Origin of the sequence: Micromonospora wenchangensis (assembly GCF_002210435.1) — a bacterium.
Lineage (GTDB): Bacteria > Actinomycetota > Actinomycetes > Mycobacteriales > Micromonosporaceae > Micromonospora > Micromonospora wenchangensis.
The window spans coordinates 137,130-155,084 of the sequence record NZ_MZMV01000008.1 but is presented as its reverse complement, the minus strand read 5'-3'; the positions used below and the strand labels follow the sequence as shown (position 1 = coordinate 155,084).

The 17,955-nt window shown below is 74.3% G+C and carries 14 protein-coding genes; 7 read left to right on the top strand and 7 right to left on the bottom strand.

Annotated features, from left to right (window positions below; translation table 11 throughout):
* Positions 1 to 149: 149 nt before the first annotated feature.
* Entirely contained in the window at positions 150 to 3,077 is a 2,928-nt protein-coding gene (gene secA, locus B5D80_RS07075; protein WP_088642970.1) for a preprotein translocase subunit SecA, read from the bottom strand.
* A 170-nt stretch (positions 3,078 to 3,247) separates the two neighbouring features.
* On the opposite strand from secA, the gene B5D80_RS07070 reads away from it, so the two are divergent.
* Both B5D80_RS07070 and B5D80_RS07065 read left to right on the top strand, forming a co-directional pair.
* Complete coding sequence (locus B5D80_RS07070) at positions 3,248 to 4,402, top strand: GNAT family N-acetyltransferase (RefSeq protein WP_088642969.1); 1,155 nt, start codon at positions 3,248 to 3,250, stop codon at positions 4,400 to 4,402.
* Entirely contained in the window at positions 4,399 to 5,532 is a 1,134-nt protein-coding gene (locus B5D80_RS07065; RefSeq protein ID WP_088642968.1) for a GNAT family N-acetyltransferase, read from the top strand. The genes B5D80_RS07070 and B5D80_RS07065 overlap by 4 nt, the downstream gene beginning before the upstream one ends.
* A 96-nt stretch (positions 5,533 to 5,628) precedes the next feature.
* Here B5D80_RS07065 and hpf read toward each other — a convergent pair whose 3' ends face one another.
* The 5 genes from hpf to mtrA form a co-directional block, all read right to left on the bottom strand.
* Complete coding sequence (gene hpf, locus B5D80_RS07060) at positions 5,629 to 6,249, bottom strand: ribosome hibernation-promoting factor, HPF/YfiA family (protein ID WP_088642967.1); 621 nt, start codon at positions 6,247 to 6,249, stop codon at positions 5,629 to 5,631.
* 256 nt (positions 6,250 to 6,505) lie between these two features.
* On the bottom strand, positions 6,506 to 7,207 hold the full coding sequence (locus B5D80_RS07055) for a ComF family protein (RefSeq protein WP_088642966.1): 702 nt from the start codon (positions 7,205 to 7,207) through the stop codon (positions 6,506 to 6,508).
* Between the two features lie 7 nt (positions 7,208 to 7,214).
* A complete protein-coding gene (locus tag B5D80_RS07050) occupies positions 7,215 to 9,038 on the bottom strand; it encodes an LpqB family beta-propeller domain-containing protein (RefSeq protein WP_245854299.1) in 1,824 nt (607 codons plus the stop codon).
* Entirely contained in the window at positions 9,035 to 10,723 is a 1,689-nt protein-coding gene (gene mtrB / locus B5D80_RS07045) for an MtrAB system histidine kinase MtrB (RefSeq protein WP_425437173.1), read from the bottom strand. Before mtrB ends, B5D80_RS07050 begins: the two co-directional genes overlap by 4 nt.
* Positions 10,724 to 10,799: 76 nt before the next feature.
* Positions 10,800 to 11,489: an MtrAB system response regulator MtrA gene (gene mtrA, locus B5D80_RS07040; RefSeq protein WP_067306208.1), complete on the bottom strand. Its 690-nt coding sequence runs from the start codon at positions 11,487 to 11,489 to the stop codon at positions 10,800 to 10,802.
* A 215-nt stretch (positions 11,490 to 11,704) separates the two neighbouring features.
* Here mtrA and B5D80_RS07035 point away from each other — a divergent pair, with 215 nt between their 5' ends.
* From B5D80_RS07035 to B5D80_RS07015, 5 genes are read left to right on the top strand one after another with little or no spacing between them, the layout of a single operon-like run.
* Positions 11,705 to 12,550 (top strand): hypothetical protein, encoded by an 846-nt coding sequence (locus B5D80_RS07035; RefSeq protein ID WP_088642964.1) that lies wholly within the window; start codon positions 11,705 to 11,707, stop codon positions 12,548 to 12,550.
* Complete coding sequence (locus B5D80_RS07030; RefSeq protein WP_088642963.1) at positions 12,547 to 13,146, top strand: DUF4129 domain-containing protein; 600 nt, start codon at positions 12,547 to 12,549, stop codon at positions 13,144 to 13,146. The genes B5D80_RS07035 and B5D80_RS07030 overlap by 4 nt, the downstream gene beginning before the upstream one ends.
* Positions 13,143 to 14,573: a DUF4350 domain-containing protein gene (locus B5D80_RS07025; RefSeq protein ID WP_245854296.1), complete on the top strand. Its 1,431-nt coding sequence runs from the start codon at positions 13,143 to 13,145 to the stop codon at positions 14,571 to 14,573. Before B5D80_RS07030 ends, B5D80_RS07025 begins: the two co-directional genes overlap by 4 nt.
* A complete protein-coding gene (locus B5D80_RS07020) occupies positions 14,570 to 15,559 on the top strand; it encodes an AAA family ATPase (RefSeq protein WP_088642962.1) in 990 nt (329 codons plus the stop codon). Before B5D80_RS07025 ends, B5D80_RS07020 begins: the two co-directional genes overlap by 4 nt.
* On the top strand, positions 15,556 to 16,866 hold the full coding sequence (locus B5D80_RS07015; protein WP_088642961.1) for a DUF58 domain-containing protein: 1,311 nt from the start codon (positions 15,556 to 15,558) through the stop codon (positions 16,864 to 16,866). The genes B5D80_RS07020 and B5D80_RS07015 overlap by 4 nt, the downstream gene beginning before the upstream one ends.
* On the opposite strand, the gene B5D80_RS07010 is transcribed toward B5D80_RS07015, so the two are convergent.
* Entirely contained in the window at positions 16,844 to 17,914 is a 1,071-nt protein-coding gene (locus B5D80_RS07010) for a stage II sporulation protein M (RefSeq protein ID WP_088642960.1), read from the bottom strand. The genes B5D80_RS07015 and B5D80_RS07010 overlap by 23 nt on opposite strands.
* Positions 17,915 to 17,955 lie beyond the last annotated feature (41 nt).

The following is a 17,955-nucleotide window of genomic DNA, read 5'->3' as shown; positions in this document are numbered from 1 at the left end:
ATTTCGATCTTCAAAGTTGACGCAAACCTCTTGATCACCGCGCAAACGCGGGGGCGCAAAGGCGGGGGCGGGGCGGCAGCGGGACGGGAACGGGGACGCCCTCCCGCTCGACAGAGCGGGAGGGCGTGCCCGGATCAGGCTGGGGTGGGTCAGGCGCCGCCGTTGGGGGCGCCGTGGCAGCGCTTGTACTTGCGGCCGGAGCCGCACGGGCAGGGGGCGTTGCGGGACGGCCCACCCTCGGCGGCCCGGTCGACCGGGCCGGTGTTCCGCCGGGCGGTGCCGGCCGCGGCGGCCTGACCGCTCGCCCCGGCAGCAGCCGGCCGACGGGACCCACCGGCGGCCGGGCGGGCCTGCGACGGAGCCTGCGGCTGCCCACCGCCGATGCCGAGTGCCGGCGCGGACGGCTCGGGCTCGGGCCGCTCCACGGCCACCGCACCGGCGCCCGCCTCACCGTCGATCGTCGGGGCGGAGTATTGCAGCCCCTGCTGCTGCGGAGCCCGGTTGAGGCCCTTGGCCCGGATCTCGACCGGCTTCTCCAGCAGCTGGACCTCCTCGGCCTCCGGCTCCGGCTCCTGGACCTGCACCTCAAGGTTGTAGAGGAAGCCGACCGTCTCCTCCTTGATGCCCTCCATCATGGTGGCGAACATGTCGAAGCCCTCGCGCTGGTACTCGATGACCGGGTCGCGCTGGGCGTACGCCCGCAGGCTGATGCCCTCCTGGAGGTAGTCCATCTCGTAGAGGTGCTCGCGCCACTTGCGGTCGATGACCTGGAGCAGCACCATCCGCTCCAACTGGCGGGTGGCCTCCTCGCCGAGGCTCTCCTCCCGCCGGTCGTACGCGGCGTTCGCATCCTCCCGGAGGCGGGCGAGCAGGAAGTCCTGGTCGAGGCCGGCCCGGGAACCGACCTCCTCCTCCAGCTCCTCGACGGTGACACCCACCGGGTAGAGCTGCTTGAGGCTGGCCCAGAGCTGGTCGAGATCCCAGTCCTCGGCGTAACCGTCGCTGGTGGCACCCACCACGTACGCGCCGACGGTGTCGTCGATCATGTTGCGGACCTGGTCGGAGAGATCCTCGCCGTTGAGCACCCGCAGCCGCTCGGCGTAGATTACCTGGCGCTGCTTGTTGAGCACCTCGTCGTACTTGAGGACGTTCTTACGGATCTCGGCGTTCTGGCCCTCGATCTGGGCCTGGGCGTTCTTGATCTGCCGGGTGACCATCTTCGACTCGATGGGCACGTCCTCCGGGATGTTGAACCGCTCCATCACCGCCTCGACCGCGCCGGCCCGGAACCGCTTCATCAGCTCGTCCTGGAGGGAGAGGTAGAACCGGGACTCGCCCGGGTCGCCCTGCCGGCCGGCCCGACCGCGTAGCTGGTTGTCGATCCGGCGGGACTCGTGCCGCTCGGTGCCGAGCACGTAGAGCCCACCGGCGGCGGCGACCTCCTCGGCCTCCGCCTCGCACGCCTGCTTCCAGGTAGGCAGGACCTCCTCCATCGCCTTGGCGTACTCCTCCTCCTGCTCGGCCGGGTCGAGGCCGCGCTGGCGCAGCTCGCTGGCGGCGAGGAACTCGGCGTTGCCACCGAGCAGGATGTCGGTGCCCCGGCCGGCCATGTTGGTGGCGACGGTGACCGCGCCCTTGCGGCCGGCCTGGGCGACGATCTCGGCCTCGCGGGCGTGGAACTTCGCGTTCAGCACGGAGTGCGGGATGCCCCGGCGGCGCAGCAGCGTGGACAGGATCTCGGAGTTCTCCACCGAGACCGTGCCGACCAGCACCGGCTGGCCGGCCTGGTGCCGCTCGGCGATGTCCTCGATGACCGCATTGAACTTGGCCTTCTCGGTCTTGTAGATGACGTCGGCCTTGTCCTCGCGCACCATCGGCCGGTGCGTCGGGATGGTCACCACGCCGACCTTGTAGACCTTGTTGAACTCGCCCGCCTCGGTCTGGGCCGTACCGGTCATGCCGGAGAGCTTCTCGTAGAGGCGGAAGTAGTTCTGGAGGGTGATGGTGGCCAGGGTCTGGTTCTCCTGCTTGATCTCCACCCCCTCCTTGGCCTCGATCGCCTGGTGCATGCCCTCGTTGTAGCGGCGGCCGTGCAGGATGCGCCCGGTGAACTCGTCGACGATCAGGACCTCGCCGTCGCTGACGATGTAGTCCTTGTCGCGCTTGTACAGCTCCTTGGCCTTGATCGCGTTGTTGAGGTAGCCGACCAGCGGGGTGTTCACCGACTCGTAGAGGTTGTCGATGCCGAGCCGGTCCTCCACCTTGGCCACGCCGCGCTCGGTGACCGCGATGGTGCGCTTGGCGTAGTCGACCTCGTAGTCGCCCTCGCCGTCCTTGCCGGCCTGGAGCCGGCCCACCACGGCCGCGAACTCGCCGTACCAGCGGGCGGAGTGCTCGGCGGGGCCGGAGATGATCAGCGGGGTGCGGGCCTCGTCGATCAGGATCGAGTCGACCTCGTCGACCACGGCGAAGTTGTGCCCGCGCTGGACCAGCTCGTCGCGGGACCAGGCCATGTTGTCGCGCAGGTAGTCGAAACCGAACTCGTTGTTGGTGCCGTAGGTGATGTCGCACTCGTAGGCGGCGCGGTGCTCGGCGGCCGGCCGGTTGGGCAGCACCACGCCGACGGTCAGGCCGAGGAACTCGTGCACCTGACCCATCCAGGCGGCGTCACGCTGGGCCAGGTAGTCGTTGACCGTGACCACGTGCACGCCCTTGCCGGAGAGCGCGTTGAGGTAGACGGCCATGACCGAGGTCAGCGTCTTGCCCTCACCGGTCTTCATCTCGGCGATGTTGCCGAAGTGCAGCGCCGCGCCACCCATCACCTGGACGTCGTACGGCCGCTGGCCGAGCACCCGGGCGGCCGCCTCGCGCACCGTGGCGAACGCCTCGGGCAGCAGGTCGTCGAGGGTCTCACCGTCGGCGAGCCGCTCCCGGTACTGGTCGGTCAGTGACCGCAGCTCGTCGTCGGTGAGGTTGACGTAGTCGTCCTCGATCGAGTTGACGGCGGCGGCGATGGCCTTCAGCCGACGCACCATGCGGCCCTCGCCCGCGCGGAGGACCTTTTCCAGAATCGACACGGATCAACGCTCCCCTAGACAGTCTCGAACCATCGTAGGCGCTCAGTCGGCGCGATGGTCACTGGTGGCGGCGGTCCGACCCGACCAAACCGACATAACGCTCGGCTCAACCCGCCGCCCGGCGGTTATCCGGTTACGCCCACCGCGAACGATCCGGCACGATGACTCGGATGGAGCCTGTGGAGATCATCGAGGACGGCCTGCTGCTGCGTCCGTGGCTCGCCTCGGACGCGGACGACGTGCACCGGGCTTGCCAGGACCCGGACATCCAGCGCTGGACCACCGTACCGCGTCCGTACCGGCCTGAACACGCCCACGGCTTCGTCACCGGGATGAGCGCGCGCGCCTGGGCCGACGGCAGCGGCGCGCCGTTCGCGGTCTGCGACGCGGCCAGCGGGGAGCTGCTCGGCTCCTGCGGCCTGGTCACGATCGACCGGGCCCTCGACTCCGGCGAGATCGGCTACTGGACCGCCCCGTGGGCCCGGGGCCGGGGGGTCACCGTCCGCGCCGTTCGGGCCGTCGCCCGCTGGGCCTTCGACGCGTTGCCGCTGCACCGGCTGATCTGGCAGGCCGAGGTCGGCAACCACTTCTCCCGGCTGGTCGCCCTGCGGGCCGGCTTCCAGGTCTCCGGCGAGCTGCGGCTCGCCCACCCCGCCGGCGACGGTCGGGCCGAGGGCTGGGTCGGCTCGCTGCTGCCCGGCGAGGTGCCGGCGGTCGGCGCGGACGGTCCGGCCGGGCCGGGCACCCTGGACGCCCGCCGGGCCGCCGTCTTCGGCCGGCCGCAGCCCGTCCTGTTCGCCACCGCCGGCGACGTCGAACTCCGGCTGCGGCCGATGGAGGAACGCGACCTGGACGGGGTGGTCGCCACCTGCCAGGACCCGGACACCGTCCGGTGGACCGGCGTGCCGCACCCCTACCAGCGCACCGACGCCGAGGGCTACCTGACCTACGGCGGGCTGGCCTGGGCGCGGGGCACCAGCGCGTGCTTCGTGCTGGCCGACCCGGACGACGCCTTCGCCGGCACCGTCGACCTGCGGTTGAACCCCGTCGACCCGCTGCTGGCCGAGGTGGGTTTCATGACCGCGCCGCACGCCCGGGGCCGGGGCTGGATGCCGGCCGCGCTCGGCGCGCTCGCCGCCTGGGGCGTCACCGGCCTCGACCTGACCCGGGTCGAGTGGAAGGCCCACGTCGGCAACACCGCCTCCCGGCGGGCCGCCGAGAAGGCCGGCTTCACCGTCGAGGGCACCCTGCGGGGCGGGGTGTCGCAGCGGGGTCAACGCGTCGACGCCTGGGTCGGCGCGCTGCTCGCCGAAGACCTGACGTGACGCCGGAGGTCATCGGGGCAGGACCGGTGCGGCTGCGACCGTTCCGGCCGGACGACGCCGAGGACCTCGCCGCCGGCCGCGACGATCCGGTGAACCTGCGGTTCAACCCGGTGGGGATGCCGCATCCCTACACGGTCGCCGACGCGCACTGGTGGATCTCCGAGGGCGCCCCGGCGGCGTGGCGCAGCGGCGGGGCCGCGTACGCGATCGTCGATTCCGGGACCGACCGGCTGGTCGGCGGGGCCGGGCTCAGCCAGGTGGTGCCGGGCCGGGGGCAGGCGGAACTGGGCTACTGGGTGGCACCGCGGGCCCGGCGGCGCGGGATCGCCACCGCCACCACCCGGGCCCTGGCGGCGGCCGCGTTCCAGGCCGGCCTGGCCCGACTGGAGCTGCTGATCAGGGCCGAGAACCCGGCCAGCCAGCGGGTCGCGCTGGCCGCCGGCTTCCACCCCGAGGGGGTACGCCGGTCCGCCGGGCTGGACCGCGACGGCAGCCGGTACGACCTGCTCGCCTGGGTACGCCTCGCCGACGACCCGCCCGACCCGGTACCGCGCCTGCTGCCGGACCTGCCCGACGGGCGGCTCACCGACAAGGTGGTGACCCTGCGCCGGCTCGCGCCTGCCGACGCCGAGGCGCTGCACCGGTTGCACACCCGCCCCGAGGTGGTGGCGACCCGGGTCCGTCCGGTTCCACCGACCAGGGCGGACATCGACCGACGCTGCGCCGTCGCCGAGAGCGAGTGGCTGACCGGCCGGGCGGCCGACTTCGCGTTGTGCGACGCGGCGACCGGCACGATGGTCGGCGGTTGCGCCCTGGTCCACGACGAGCCGGCCACCGGCCAGGCGATGATCGGCTACAGCCTGCTGCCCGAGGCGCGGGGGCGGGGGCTGGCCACCCGGGCGGTCCGGCTGCTGGCCGGCTGGGCGTGCGGCCCGGTGGGCCTGGCCCGCGTCTGGGCCGGCACGGCCACCTGGAACACCGCCTCCCAGCGGGTGCTGGACCGGGCGGGCTTCCACCGGGAGGGCGTGATGCGCGCCCGCCTCCCCGCCCCGACCCCCGGCGCCCCCCGCCCCGACACCGTCCTCTGGTCCTTCCTCCCCACCGACCCCCACCCCCTCCCACCGCGGTGATCAAGAGGTTCGCGTCAACTGGATCTCCGAAATTGACGCGAACCTCTTGATCGACACCGCCAGGCGGGGGCGGGCGGGCAGAGCGGGGTGGGTGGGTCAGGTGTCGAGGGAGATGATGCCGTAGTCGTAGGCGTGGCGACGGTAGACGACGCTGGGGCGGCCGGACTCCTTGTCGTGGAACAGGTAGAAGTCGTGGCCGACGAGTTCCATCTGGAACAGGGCGTCGTCGACGGTCATCGGGTCGGCGGGGTGCACCTTGGCCCGCGCGATGTGCCAGGGCTGGTCGTCGTGCTCCTCCGGGCGCTCCTCGACGGCGGTGGCCGTGCCACCGGCGGACACCTTCGCGTCGTCCAGACCGGCCACCGGCAGACCGGCGGTGGCGGCGGCGACCGAGATCGGCGCGTGCCGACCCCGGTGTACGCGGCGGCGGTCGGCCGCCCGGCGCAGTCGGGTGTCCAGCTTGGCGATCGCGGCGTCCAGTGCGCTGTAGAAGTCGTTCGTGCAGGCCTCGGCCCGGATCACCGGGCCACGGGAGACGCAGGTGATCTCCACTCGCTGGCAGGTGTCGGACTGCCGGGGATTGCGTTCGTGGAACAGCTCCACATCGACCCGGATGAGCTTGTGATCGTAGCGTTCGATTTTTGCGAGTTTCTCCGCTACGTGTACCCGGTAATGGTCCGGCACTTCGACGTTTCGACCCTTGACCACGATGTCCACGTGACCTCCCTTTTCCGGATGGCCGGCTGATCTTCGAATCCGGCCGCGCGACCTCGGGAGGGCCCCTGGGAGCGTCGACCGGTCAGGTACGGCTACGCCTCCTTCCACCGTCGGGGGCGGGTGGGAAACCTTCCTACCCCCGACACGAAAACGCTAACTCCTGTTCGGTCGACAGTCACCCCCGGTTGCGGGAAACCCTCAGAGAATTAACAGCAAGCAACACCATGGGGTGAAACGGAAACACGAAGCGTCACCATCACCGCCGTTTTTGCGTTGCACCCAGCACGGCCGCGCCGTATGGCGTCATTCCCGCCGCGCGCAAAGTCCGACTCACCGCCGCCAGGGTCGCCCCGGTGGTGAGGATGTCGTCAAGCACCACCACCGCCCGGCCACCGGCACCCCGCCCGGCCCAACCGGGCCGCAGCCGGAACGCCGACTCGGCCGCCGCGGCCCGTCCCGCCCGGTCCAGCTCCACCGAATCCGGCCGGGGCAACGCCCGCACCGGCACCGCCGTCCGCACGTCCCAGCCGGCCCGCCGCAACCGGACCGCCGCGTGCCGGGCCAACCGGGTCAGGTGGTCGCCGTAGCGTTCCCGGGCCGCCGCCGCCCGGTCCGGCACCGGCACCAGCAGCACCGGCCGGGCCGCGCCCACCGAGGCCGCCACCACCTCCGCCAGCAACCCGCCCAGCGGCCGGGCCAGCCCGTGCCGACCCCGTTCCTTGTACGCCAGCAGCGCCTCCCGCAGCGGCCCCGCGTACGGGCCGAGGGCGTGGCACGGGGGCAGGTCGGGCGGGGCCGGGGTCGGACGCGCCGGCACCGGGCGCAGGGCGGCGAGCCCGCGTACGCACTGCGGGCAGCAGCCCTGCCGCAGGCGCGCGTCCCGCCGGCCGCACCCCGCGCACCCGGTCGGGAAGACCAGATCGGTCAGATCGGCCCAGAGCCCGCCCACGTCCGGCACGACCGGCTCAGAACAGGAAGAACGGCGCGGTCGGGCTGCCCGCCCGGCCACCGGCGGGCGGGGGCGGCACGTCCAGCACCTGTTCGCCCCGGATCGTCTCGGCCGACGACGAGCGGAAGCGGTAGGAGACCCCGTTGGCCTCGTACATCATCATCACCGTCGGCAGCACGTACGTCGGGTTGGCCGGGTACACCGCCAGGTGGGTCACCCGGGCGCCCACGTCGGTGACCAGCGGGGTCTGCAGCACCCCGTCCACGCCCACCTCGTACACGGCGGAACGGTTGGTGGAGCCGGCCACGGCCAGGGTGTTCTCCTGCGCCCAGTCCACCGCCGACAGGTCGGTCAGCGTGGTGGCGACCTGCCGCACCGGCCCGAGCGAGACCACCCCGCCGTCGAGGCTCGCCGCGCTGAGACAGAGCCGCCCACCGACGATCAACGCGATCCGGTGCCCGTCGAGCGAGGCGGCCACCGCGCTGACCGGACCCGCCGTGCCCACCGGCACCGGCACCATCCGCGCCCGGTCGTCGAACCGGTAGAGCCGCCCGTCGGCCACCACCAGCCCGTACGGCTGGGCCGCGCCCAGCGGACGCAGCCAGACCGGCCGGCCGATCGCCGCGAAGGTCTGCGGCCCCGGCGTCATCACCTGCACCGGCGCCACCCCCGACCCGGTGACCAGCCGCTGCCGGCCGCCACCGGCGGTGGTGACCAGGGCGGCGAGGGTCTTCTCGGCGGCCCGCCGCACCGCGGCCGAGACGATGTCGTGGTTGTCCTCGGTGCGGATCGGCACGGTGCCGATCGCCTCGGCCTCGAAGGCGAGCGGATGGATCGCCCCTGCGTAGACGGTGAACCGCTGCGGCCCCTCGGTGAGCGGGTAGACCGGGTTGGCGAGGCGGTGCGCGGCGAGGTCGTCGATGGTCACCCGGGACTGGTTGCGGGTGGTGAGCTGGAGCGGCCCGTCCAGGTCGGACAGCGACCAGGCCAACTGGATGCCCAGCTTCTCCAGCTTGCGCCGGTCGTCGCCGGGCAGGTCGAGGTTGACCTCCCACCGGCCGTCGGTCTTGACCGCGTTGTTGATCAGGGCGGTGCGGTCCGGCAGGCCGCTCACCCCCTGCCGCAGCCACTCCGACGGGCCACCGATCAGCCACTTGACCGCCTCGCTGACCAGCCGCTCGGACGGCACGGCCACCGGCAGGTAGCGCTGGTCGGCGACCAGCCGGGTGGCGTCGGAGTTCCAGAAGTAGACCGTCCGGGTCTGGTAGTACTCCCGCAGGGACAGCGTGTCCAGCAGCAGCACGCTGGGCGGATCGGTGACGTAGTAGCCACCGGCCTCGGTGCCCTCCTGGCCCGGCTCGGCGGAGCCGCGCAGCGAGAACCGGTATTCCGTGTCGGTCACCACCGGCGGGCCGAGCACCCCGTTGGCCCGCAGCACCCCCACCTGCTGCACCGGCACCCGGACGGTGAGCAGCCCACCGGCGTTCTCGGTGATCACCGGCTTCTCGGTCAGCCGGACCACGTTGATCGCGACCTCGCTGCCCTGCTTCTCGGCGAGCCGGTTGCGGTCCTCCCGGGCGATGAACTGCTTGACCCGGGCGTACGCCCGCTCGGGCTCGCCGGCCGCGGCGGCCAGGAAGTTGAGGACGAACGCCTCCCGGTCGGCACCGCTGGCGGTCCGGGTGGGAGGCTCGCCGCGCCCGAAGCTGGACGAGCCCGCCGACACGGCCGGCCCGGAGCCGTCCACCTGCACGTCGGTGCGGTCGGGGATGCCGCAGCCGGCCACGGCGGCCAGCAGCCCGGCGCAGAGCAGCCCGGCCAGGCCGCGCAGCCGGCTCACGACCGGACCTCCGCCCGCTCGTCGGCAGTGGGTCCGGGGCCGATGGCCAGCACACCCCCGCCGGCCGGACCGATGGCCAGCAGGTCGCCGTCGCGGGGGCCACCGAAGGGCAGGGTGGCGTCGGCGGGCACCAGCCGCAGCGGCGAGGTGGTGAGCCGGTCCCCGGAGCGGACCGGCAGGGTGAGCCGGAACTGTGCGCCCTGCCCGGGGGCGCCCCACGCCTCCAGCCAGCCGCCGTGCAGCCGGGCGTCCTCCAGGCTGATCGACAGGCCCAGCCCCGTGCCGCCGGTCTGCCGGGCCCGGGACGGGTCGGCCCGCCAGAACCGGTTGAAGACCAGCTTCTCCTCGCCCGGCTTGAGCCCGACGCCGTGGTCGCGGACGGTGACCGCGACGGCGGTCTGGTCGACGCCGAGGGTGATCACCACCGGCTTCGCCTCGCCGTGCTCCACGGCGTTGCCGACCAGGTTGCGCAGCACCCGCTCGACCCGGCGCGGGTCCACCTCGGCGATCACCGGGGTGGTCGGCACGGCCAGCTCGATGGTGACGCCGACCCGTTCGGCCAGCCCGGCGAGGCGGTCGGCGACCCGGTGCACCACCGGCACCAGGTCGGTCGGCTCGGAGTCGAGCATGGCGAAGCCGGCGTCGAAGCGGCTGATCTCCAGCAGGTCGGTGAGCAGTTCCTCGAACCGGTCCAGCTCCGCTTGGAGCAGCTCGGCGCTGCGCGCCACCGCCGGGTCGAACTCGTCGCGCTCGGCGAAGATCAGGTCGGCGGCCATCCGGACGGTGGTCAGCGGGGTCCGCAGCTCGTGCGACACGTCGGAGGTGAACCGGCGTTGCAGGCGGGACATCTCCTCCAGGCGGAGGATCTGCCGTTGCAGGTTGGTCGCCATCTGGTTGAACGAGGCGGCGAGCAGGGCGAGGTCGTCCTCGCCGTCGACCACCATCCGCTGGTCGAGCAGGCCGGCGGAGAGCCGTTGGGCGGTGCGTGCGGCGACCCGGACCGGGGTCACCACCAGCCGGGTGACCAGGGCGGCGAGCAGGCCCAGCAGCAGCACCAGGGCCACCCCGGTGGCCAGCACGGTGGCCCGCGCGTCGGCGGCGGTGGCGTCCTGCCGGTCGAGCGGGACGAGGTAGTACAGCTCGAGCTGGCCGAAGCGGGTCGGCACCGGGGAGCCGTAGACCAGGTACTTCGTCCGCTCGCCGGCGAGTCGTCCGGTGCGGATCTGGTGGGCCACCTTGCCGTCGGCGACGGCGGCCCGCAGCTCCCGGCTGACCAGCGGGCGGACGTCCGTCGCCGGTGAGGTGCGGGTCTCGATGATGCCGGCGTAGTTGTCGGCGGTGATCGCCACCACCACCCCGCTGGTCTGCTGCGGGTCACCCCCGGCCAGGTAGTTGACCGTGCCCTCGATGGTGTCCTGGAGCTGCGCCTCCTGCGGCTGGCTGTAGAGGAAGAACTGCTTGGCCGAGTAGTCGCTGCCGTTGCGTAGCCGCAGCAGCACGTCGGTCTCGGCGTTGTCGAGCAGGATGTTGGTGATCTTGTCAGCGATGAGGTAGGCGAAGCCGCCGACCAGCAGGCTGGACACCACAAGCGTGATGGTCACCACCCGGACCTGCAGGGACCGTCGCCAGGTCTGGCGCAGGCCGGCGGTCACCCGCAGCGTACGGCCCACCAGCACGCGGCGCAGCGCCCGCGCGGCGGGACGCCAGCCGGCGGTGTGCTCGGGGGTGGGGTCGGGTGCACTGGTCACGGTGCAGCCCAGGCTATCCGGTACCCGCCTTGTAGCCCACGCCCCGCACGGTCAGGATGATTTCCGGTCGCTCCGGGTCCGGCTCGATCTTGGCGCGTAGCCGCTGCACGTGCACGTTGACCAGCCGGGTGTCCGCCGCGTGCCGGTAGCCCCAGACCTGCTCCAGCAGGACCTCCCGGGTGAAGACCTGGCGCGGCTTGCGGGCGAGCGCGACCAGCAGGTCGAACTCCAGCGGTGTCAGCTTCACCTCCTCGCCGTCGCGGCTGACGGTGTGCGCCGGCACGTCGATGGTGATCTGGTTGCCGGGCGGGCCGATGGTCAGCATCTCCGGCGCGACGTCCTCGCCCCGGCGCAGCCGGGCCCGCATCCGGGCCACCAGCTCCTTGGGCTTGAACGGCTTGACCACGTAGTCGTCGGCACCGGACTCCAGGCCGAGCACCACGTCGACGGTGTCGCTCTTGGCGGTCAGCATGACGATCGGCACGCCCGATTCGCCGCGGATCGCCCGCGCCACGTCGATACCGCTCATTCCGGGCAGCATCAGGTCGAGCAGCACGATATCGGGGCGACTGTCCCGGAACGCGGCCAACGCCCGTTCCCCGTCGGCGACGAAGGAGGGCAGGAAACCCTCGCTGCGCAGGACGATGCCGAGCATCTCGGCGAGCGCGGGGTCGTCGTCGACCACCAGTACCCGGGCTCTCATGGGGTTTATGTTTCCATCCCCGTTCAGTTGGTGGGATCGGCGTCTGGATGGCACGGTACTGCCGGGAGAGGTGCCACCGCACGTCCCACGCGCGATATCTCCCCCGATGGCCGCATCGCGTGGGCCGCACGGTGGGTCCACCCGGCCGGTCGTGCCGTGTCACCATGATCCCCGGGCAGGTCGCCGCCCGCCAGCCACCATCCGCAGGAGTACGCGTGCCCGACGTCGGCCCGACCGCCGTGCTCCCCCGGCGTCCGCTCACCGTCGGCGAACTGCTCGACTCCGCCGTCCTGCTGCTGCGCGCCCAGGGCCGGGTGCTGGTCCCGCTGGGCGTCCTGCTCGCCGCCGGTGAGCAACTGCTGCTGTACCCGCTGCGCCGCCTCGCCGACGCGCTGCCCCCGGTGTGGTGGAGCGACAGCGGGGTGTTCCCGCTGTGGTGGCAACTGCTCGCGGTGGGCGCCGCCGCCGAGGCAGTGATCGTCCTGCTGCTCGGCAACCCGGCCGCGCGAGCGGCCGGCGCGGCGCTGCTCGGCCGCCGGGCCACGGTGGCGGAACTGCTCCGCCCGGCCGGTGCCCGCTGGGGCGTCACCCTGCTGCTCGCCCCGGCGGTGGGCCTGCTGATGCTGATCGCGGCGCTACTCGGCCCGGCCTGGCTGGTCGGCTACGGGCTGCTCGGCTCGGTCGCCGCGGCGGTGGTGCTGGACCGGGTGCCCGGGGTGTCGGCGGTGCCCCGGGCCGCCCGCGTCGCGGTGCGTGGCCGGGCCGCCGCCGTCCGGCTGCTGGGCTACCTCGGCTGGTGGGTGCTGCGGATCGGCCTGGCCCTCGGCCTCTTCTTCGGCGTCGAGTCGCTGCACCTGGTCGACCTGGCCGACCCGGGGGTACGGGTCGCCGCCACCATGCTCGCCTTCGGCGCGGTGAACAGCGTCGCCTATCCCGCCCTGGCCTGCCTGGACGCGGTGATCCACCTGGACGCCCGGATGCGCACCGAGGGGCTGGACATCCAGCTCGCCCGTACCCCCGTGGGGCTCGTCGCGGCCGGCCTGCCGGCGGTCGACAGGTGAGCCGGTGGTGGACGGAGGCCGCCGCCGCGCTCGGCGACGTGCTGCCGCTGCCGCTGGCGGCGCTGCTGGTGGTGCTGCTGGCCGGGGTGGTGGCGCTCGCCTGGTACCACTTCCCGGCCTGGGTGCCCCGCCGGCTGCCCCGGCTGCGGCTGCCCCGCCTCCGGTGGCCCCGGTGGCGGCTGCCCCGGCGGCGACGCCGGACGGCCGACGGGCCGGTCTCCGTGGCGGTGCCCCGCCCCCGCGGCACCGACGACGACCTTCCGGCCGACGCGGCGCGTTCCCTGGCCGACCGGCTGGCGGCCGAGGGCCGGTACGCCGAAGCCGTCCGGGAACGGCTGCGCGCCATGGTCCGCCGGCTGGTGGCGGTCGGCGCGGTGGCCCCCCGGCCCGGGATGACCGTCACCGAGCTGACCGACGCGGCGGCCCGCGCCCGGCCCCCGGTCGACCCGCCGCTGCGCGCCGCCGGGGCCCTCTTCGCCGAACTGTGGTACGCCCAGCGCCCGGCCGCCGCCGACCACGACCGGCGGATGCGGGAACTCGCCGACGACCTGGACCGGGCGCTGGCCGCCCCACCACCGGACGGGGGCACCCGGTGACCGGCCCCGCCACCGCCACGGTCGGCGGCCCGCAGCCGGCCCAGCCGGCTGCGGACGGCCCACCACCGGCCGCGCCCGTGCGACGTCGCCGCCGCCGGCACCGGGTGCTCGTGCCGTTGGCGCTGGCCGCCGCCCTGCTCGCCGGCACGATCGCCGCCCACGAGCTGGACCAGCCCGACCCGGGCGACCCCGGCTTCCTCTCCCCGGTCGCCACCGACGACGACGGGGGCAGCCGCCTCGCCGACGCGCTACGCGCCCGGGGGGTCACCGTCGCCCGGGAGACCGACCTGCTGCCGGCCCTGCTCGGCCTCGACCGTGGCCCGGCCACCCTGTTCGTCCCGGCGGCGGAGCTGCTGCACCCGGACACCCTCGGCGCGCTGGGCGAGCTGCCGGCCGGCCGGCGGCTGGTCCTCGTCGACCCGTCCCGCCGGGTGCTCGAATCCGCCGGCCTGCCGCTGGTGCCGACCGACCGCCGCTGGGCCACCCGGGCGGTCGGCCCGGAGGCCGGCGGCCGGCCCTGCGCGGTGCCCGAGGCGACCCGCGCCGGGGTCGCCGCCGCCGGACTCCAGCGGTACGCCGCCGCGCCCGGCACGGCCGCCGCCCTCGACCGTTGCTACGCCGACGGCCTGGTCCGGCTGCCCGGCCGGGCCGAGGTGGTGGTGATCGGCGCCAGCGACCCGTTCCGCAACGACCGGATCGCCGAACACGGCAACGAGGCGCTCGCCACCGGACTGCTCGGCGTCCATGGGCGGGTGGTCTGGCTGGACCTGGACGGCCCGGCACCGGCCCCCACGTTCGGCCGTCCCGGCGGCACCGGCGAGCCCGCCTGGTCACCCACCCCCGGCGGGTCCACCGGGTACGACGGCGACGGCACCGGTGAGGGCGGTCCGGGTGGTCCCGGCACCGCCACCGGCGACGGCGACGGTTCGGGTGACGCCCCCGACTCGGCCGGTCCCCCACCACCCGACGACCATCCGCTGCTGGACGCCTTCCCGCCCTGGTTCTGGGCGCTGCTGCTCCAGCTCGCCCTGGTCGCCCTGCTGATCGTGTTGTGGCGGGCCCGCCGGCTCGGCCCACCGGTGACCGAGCCGCTGCCCGTCGAGGTCCGCTCCGCCGAGACCGTGCTCGGTCGGGCCCGGCTCTACCAGCGGGCCCGCGCCCGGGGCCCGGCCGCCGCGACCCTGCGGACCGCCGCCCTGGGGCGGTTGCGCGGCCGGCTCGACCTGCCCGCGACGCTCGGGCCGGCGGAGGTGGCGGCCCGGGTGGCCGGGCCGGCCGGCGGCACCCCGGAGCAGATCCACGAGCTGCTCTTCGGCGCGGCCCCGCAGACCGACGCCGAACTGCTGGAGCTGGCCCGGTCGCTGGACCGGCTGACCCGTACCGTGGCGGCAGCCCCCGGCCGTCCGACCGAAGGAGACCCCCGGTGACCCGACCCGCCACCACCGCCGAGCCCACGGCCGGCCCGGACGACGCCCGGGCCGCCCTGCACCGGCTGCGCACCGAGGTGGCCAAGGCGGTCGTCGGTCAGGACCCGGTGGTCACCGGCCTGGTGATCGCCCTGCTCTGCCGGGGCCACGTCCTGCTGGAGGGGGTGCCCGGGGTGGCGAAGACGCTGCTGATCCGCACCGTCGCCACCGCCCTGGACCTGGACTCCAAGCGGGTCCAGTTCACCCCCGACCTGATGCCCGGCGACGTCACCGGTTCGTTGATCTTCGACCCGCGCACCGCCGCGTTCACCTTCCGGGAGGGCCCGGTCTTCACCAACCTGCTGCTCGCCGACGAGATCAACCGGACGCCGCCGAAGACCCAGTCGGCGCTGCTGGAGGTGATGGAGGAGCGCCAGGTGTCGGTCGAGGGCGCCCGCCGGCCGCTGCCGGACCCGTTCATCGTGGCCGCCACCCAGAACCCCGTCGAGTACGAGGGCACCTACCCGCTGCCCGAGGCGCAGCTCGACCGGTTCCTGCTCAAGCTGACCGTGCCGCTGCCCAACCGGGACGAGGAACTGGGGGTGCTGCGCGCCCACCACGCCGGGTTCGACCCGCGTGACCTCGGCGCGGCCGGCGTACGCCCGGTGGCCGACGCCGCCGACCTGGCCGCCGCCCGGGAGGCCGTCGGCCGGGTGCACGTGGCCGAGCCGGTGCTCGGCTACATCGTGGACCTGTGCCGGGCCACCCGGGCCACCCCCGCCCTGGAGCTGGGCGCGTCGCCCCGGGGGGCCACCGGGCTGCTCAGCACGGCGAAGGCGTGGGCCTGGCTGGCCGGCCGCGACCACGTCACCCCCGACGACGTGAAGGCCACCGCCCGGCCGACGCTGCGGCACCGGCTGCGGCTGCGCCCCGAGGTGGAGCTGGAGGGGGTCGGGGTGGACGCGGTGCTGGACACGGTGCTGGCCACCGTGCCGACCCCGCGATGACCTGGCGGGCGGCCGTCCTGCTGCTGGCGGGCGTGCCCACCCTGCCGTTCTGGCCGGACCCGGTGCCCGCCGTCGCCGTGATGACCGCCGTCGTGCTGCTGCTCACCGCCGTGGACTGGGCGCTCGCCGCCCCGCTGCACGGGCTCACCGTCGACCGGGAGGGTGACCGGTCCGTCCGGCTCGGCCACCACGCGACCGTCACCCTGCGCCTGGCCAACACCTCCGGCCGTACGCTGCGCGCCCAGGTGCGCGACGGGTGGGTGCCGTCGGCGGGGGCCCGGCCGGACGTACCGCCGGACCGGGTGTCCCGGGTCGGGCCGGGCGGGGTGCTGCTGCTGCCCAACCGGCTCACCCCCACCCGGCGCGGCGACCGGCCGGCGGTGACGGTGACGGTGCGGTCGTTCGGGCCGCTCGGGTTGGCGTTCCGGCAGCGGGCCGGGCGTCCCGCCACCCCCGGCTGGACGCTGCGCGTGCTGCCCCGGTTCGACTCCCGCCGGCACCTGCCGGAGAAGCTGTCCCGGCTGCGGGTCATCGACGGCACCCAGGTCACCCGGGGCCGGGGCCAGGGCACCGAGTTCGACACCCTGCGGGAGTACGTGGTCGGCGACGACGTGCGCTCCATCGACTGGCGGGCCAGCGCCCGCCGCTCCGACGTGCTGGTCCGCACCTGGCGGCCGGAGCGCGACAGGCGGTTGGTGTGCGTGCTGGACACCGGCCGCACCTCGGCGGTACGCGTCGGCGACGTACCCCGGCTGGACGCCGCCATCGACGCGGCGTTGCTGCTGACCGCGCTGGCCGCCCGCGCCGGGGACCGGGTCGACCTGCTGGCCGCCGACGCCGCGATCCGGGCCACCGTCACCGGCACCGGCCGGCGGGACCTGCTGCACCGGCTGGTCGACGCGCTCGCGCCGGTGCACCCGGCGCTGGTGGAGACCGACTTCGACCTGATCGTCGCGGAGATCCTGCGCCGGCACCGGCGGCGCAGCCTGGTGGTGCTGCTGACCGCGCTGGAGCCGGGGGCGCTCGCCGAGGGGCTGCTGCCGGTGCTGCCCCGGCTGGCCGCCCGGCACCGGGTGGTGGTGGCGGCCGTGCACGACCCGGTGCTCACCGCGTTGACCACCGCCCCGCCGGTACGCCCCGAGGACGCCTACGCCGCCGCGGCCGGCTGGCGGGCGCTCGCCGAGCGGGACCGGGTCCGCGCCGCCCTCGGCCGGTACGGCGTGACCGTGGTGGACGCCCCGGCGGACCGGCTCGCCCCGGCCCTGGCCGACACCTACCTCCGGCTCAAGGCGCTCGGTCAGCTCTGACCCGGGCAGGAGGGTGCGGGCGCGAGGTGGGGTGCCAGGCGCGGGCCGGGTCGGTGGTGGGCCAGAGTTCGGCGAGCCACGGGTCGACCCGTTCGGCAGGTGCCCGTTCGGCCGCGACGGCCCGCCGGCCGAGCAGCACCACGTAGGTGAAGAAGCCGAGCCAGACCGTCGCGCCGACGCCGACCCGCAGCGCCACCGGCACCGGTGCCGGGGTGACGAACGCCTCCAGCAGCGCGGAGACCGCGAACAGCCCGACCAGACCCACCGCGACCAGGATCGCCGACCGGCCCGCCTCGGCGACCGACCGGCCCCGGCCCAGGTGCTCCGGCGGCGAGATCCACGCCCAGGCGGTACGCAGCCCGACCCCGGCGGCCACGAAGACCCCGGTCAGCTCCAGCAGCCCGTGCGGGGTGATCAGTCCGAAGAAGACGTCGGAGCGACCGTAGGAGACCATCACGCCGCCCACCACCCCGATGTTCAGCGCGTTCTGCCACAACAGGTAGAGCACCGGCACGACGAGCACCCCCGCGGCGAGGCACTGGGCGGCGATCCAGGCGTTGTGGGTCCACAGGTGGAAGGCGAAGGTCGGTGCGGAGAACTCGGTGTAGTAGCCGGCGAATCCGGAGTCGACCAGGTCGGCGGCGGCGTCCGGGCCGACGAACGCGGCGGCGGTGCCCGGGTTGCCCGCGACGTACCAGATGAGGAAGCCGCTGAGCAGGCTGAACCCGGTCGCCACCGCGCACCACCACGGCCAGGCCCGGTAGACCGCGGCGGGGAATCCGACGGTGAGGAACCGCCCGACGGCCGACCAGGAGGCCCGCCGCCGGCCGGTGATCCGCGCCCGCGCCCGCAGCACGAGCTGGGAGAGCCGGCTGACCAGGGCCGGGTCGGGCGCCCGGCTGCGCAGCGCCGACAGGTGGGTGGCGGTGCGCTGGTAGAGGACGATCATCTCGTCGATCTCGTCGACGTCGAGCCGGCGACGGTCGCAGAACAACTCCAGCCGTCGCCACTCGTGGCTGTGCTCGGCGACGTACGCGTCGAGATCCACTGGTCCTCCCCCGTCCCGCGACCATAGTGTTCACTGTCCGG

Excerpts from the sequence above, each read along its gene's own strand:
- mtrA (WP_067306208.1), bottom strand. The coding sequence starts at position 11,489 with ATGAGAGCCCGGGTACTGGTGGTCGACGACGACCCCGCGCTCGCCGAG.
- B5D80_RS07015 (WP_088642961.1), top strand. The coding sequence starts at position 15,556 with ATGACCTGGCGGGCGGCCGTCCTGCTGCTGGCGGGCGTGCCCACCCTG.
- B5D80_RS07070 (WP_088642969.1), top strand. The coding sequence starts at position 3,248 with ATGGAGCCTGTGGAGATCATCGAGGACGGCCTGCTGCTGCGTCCGTGG.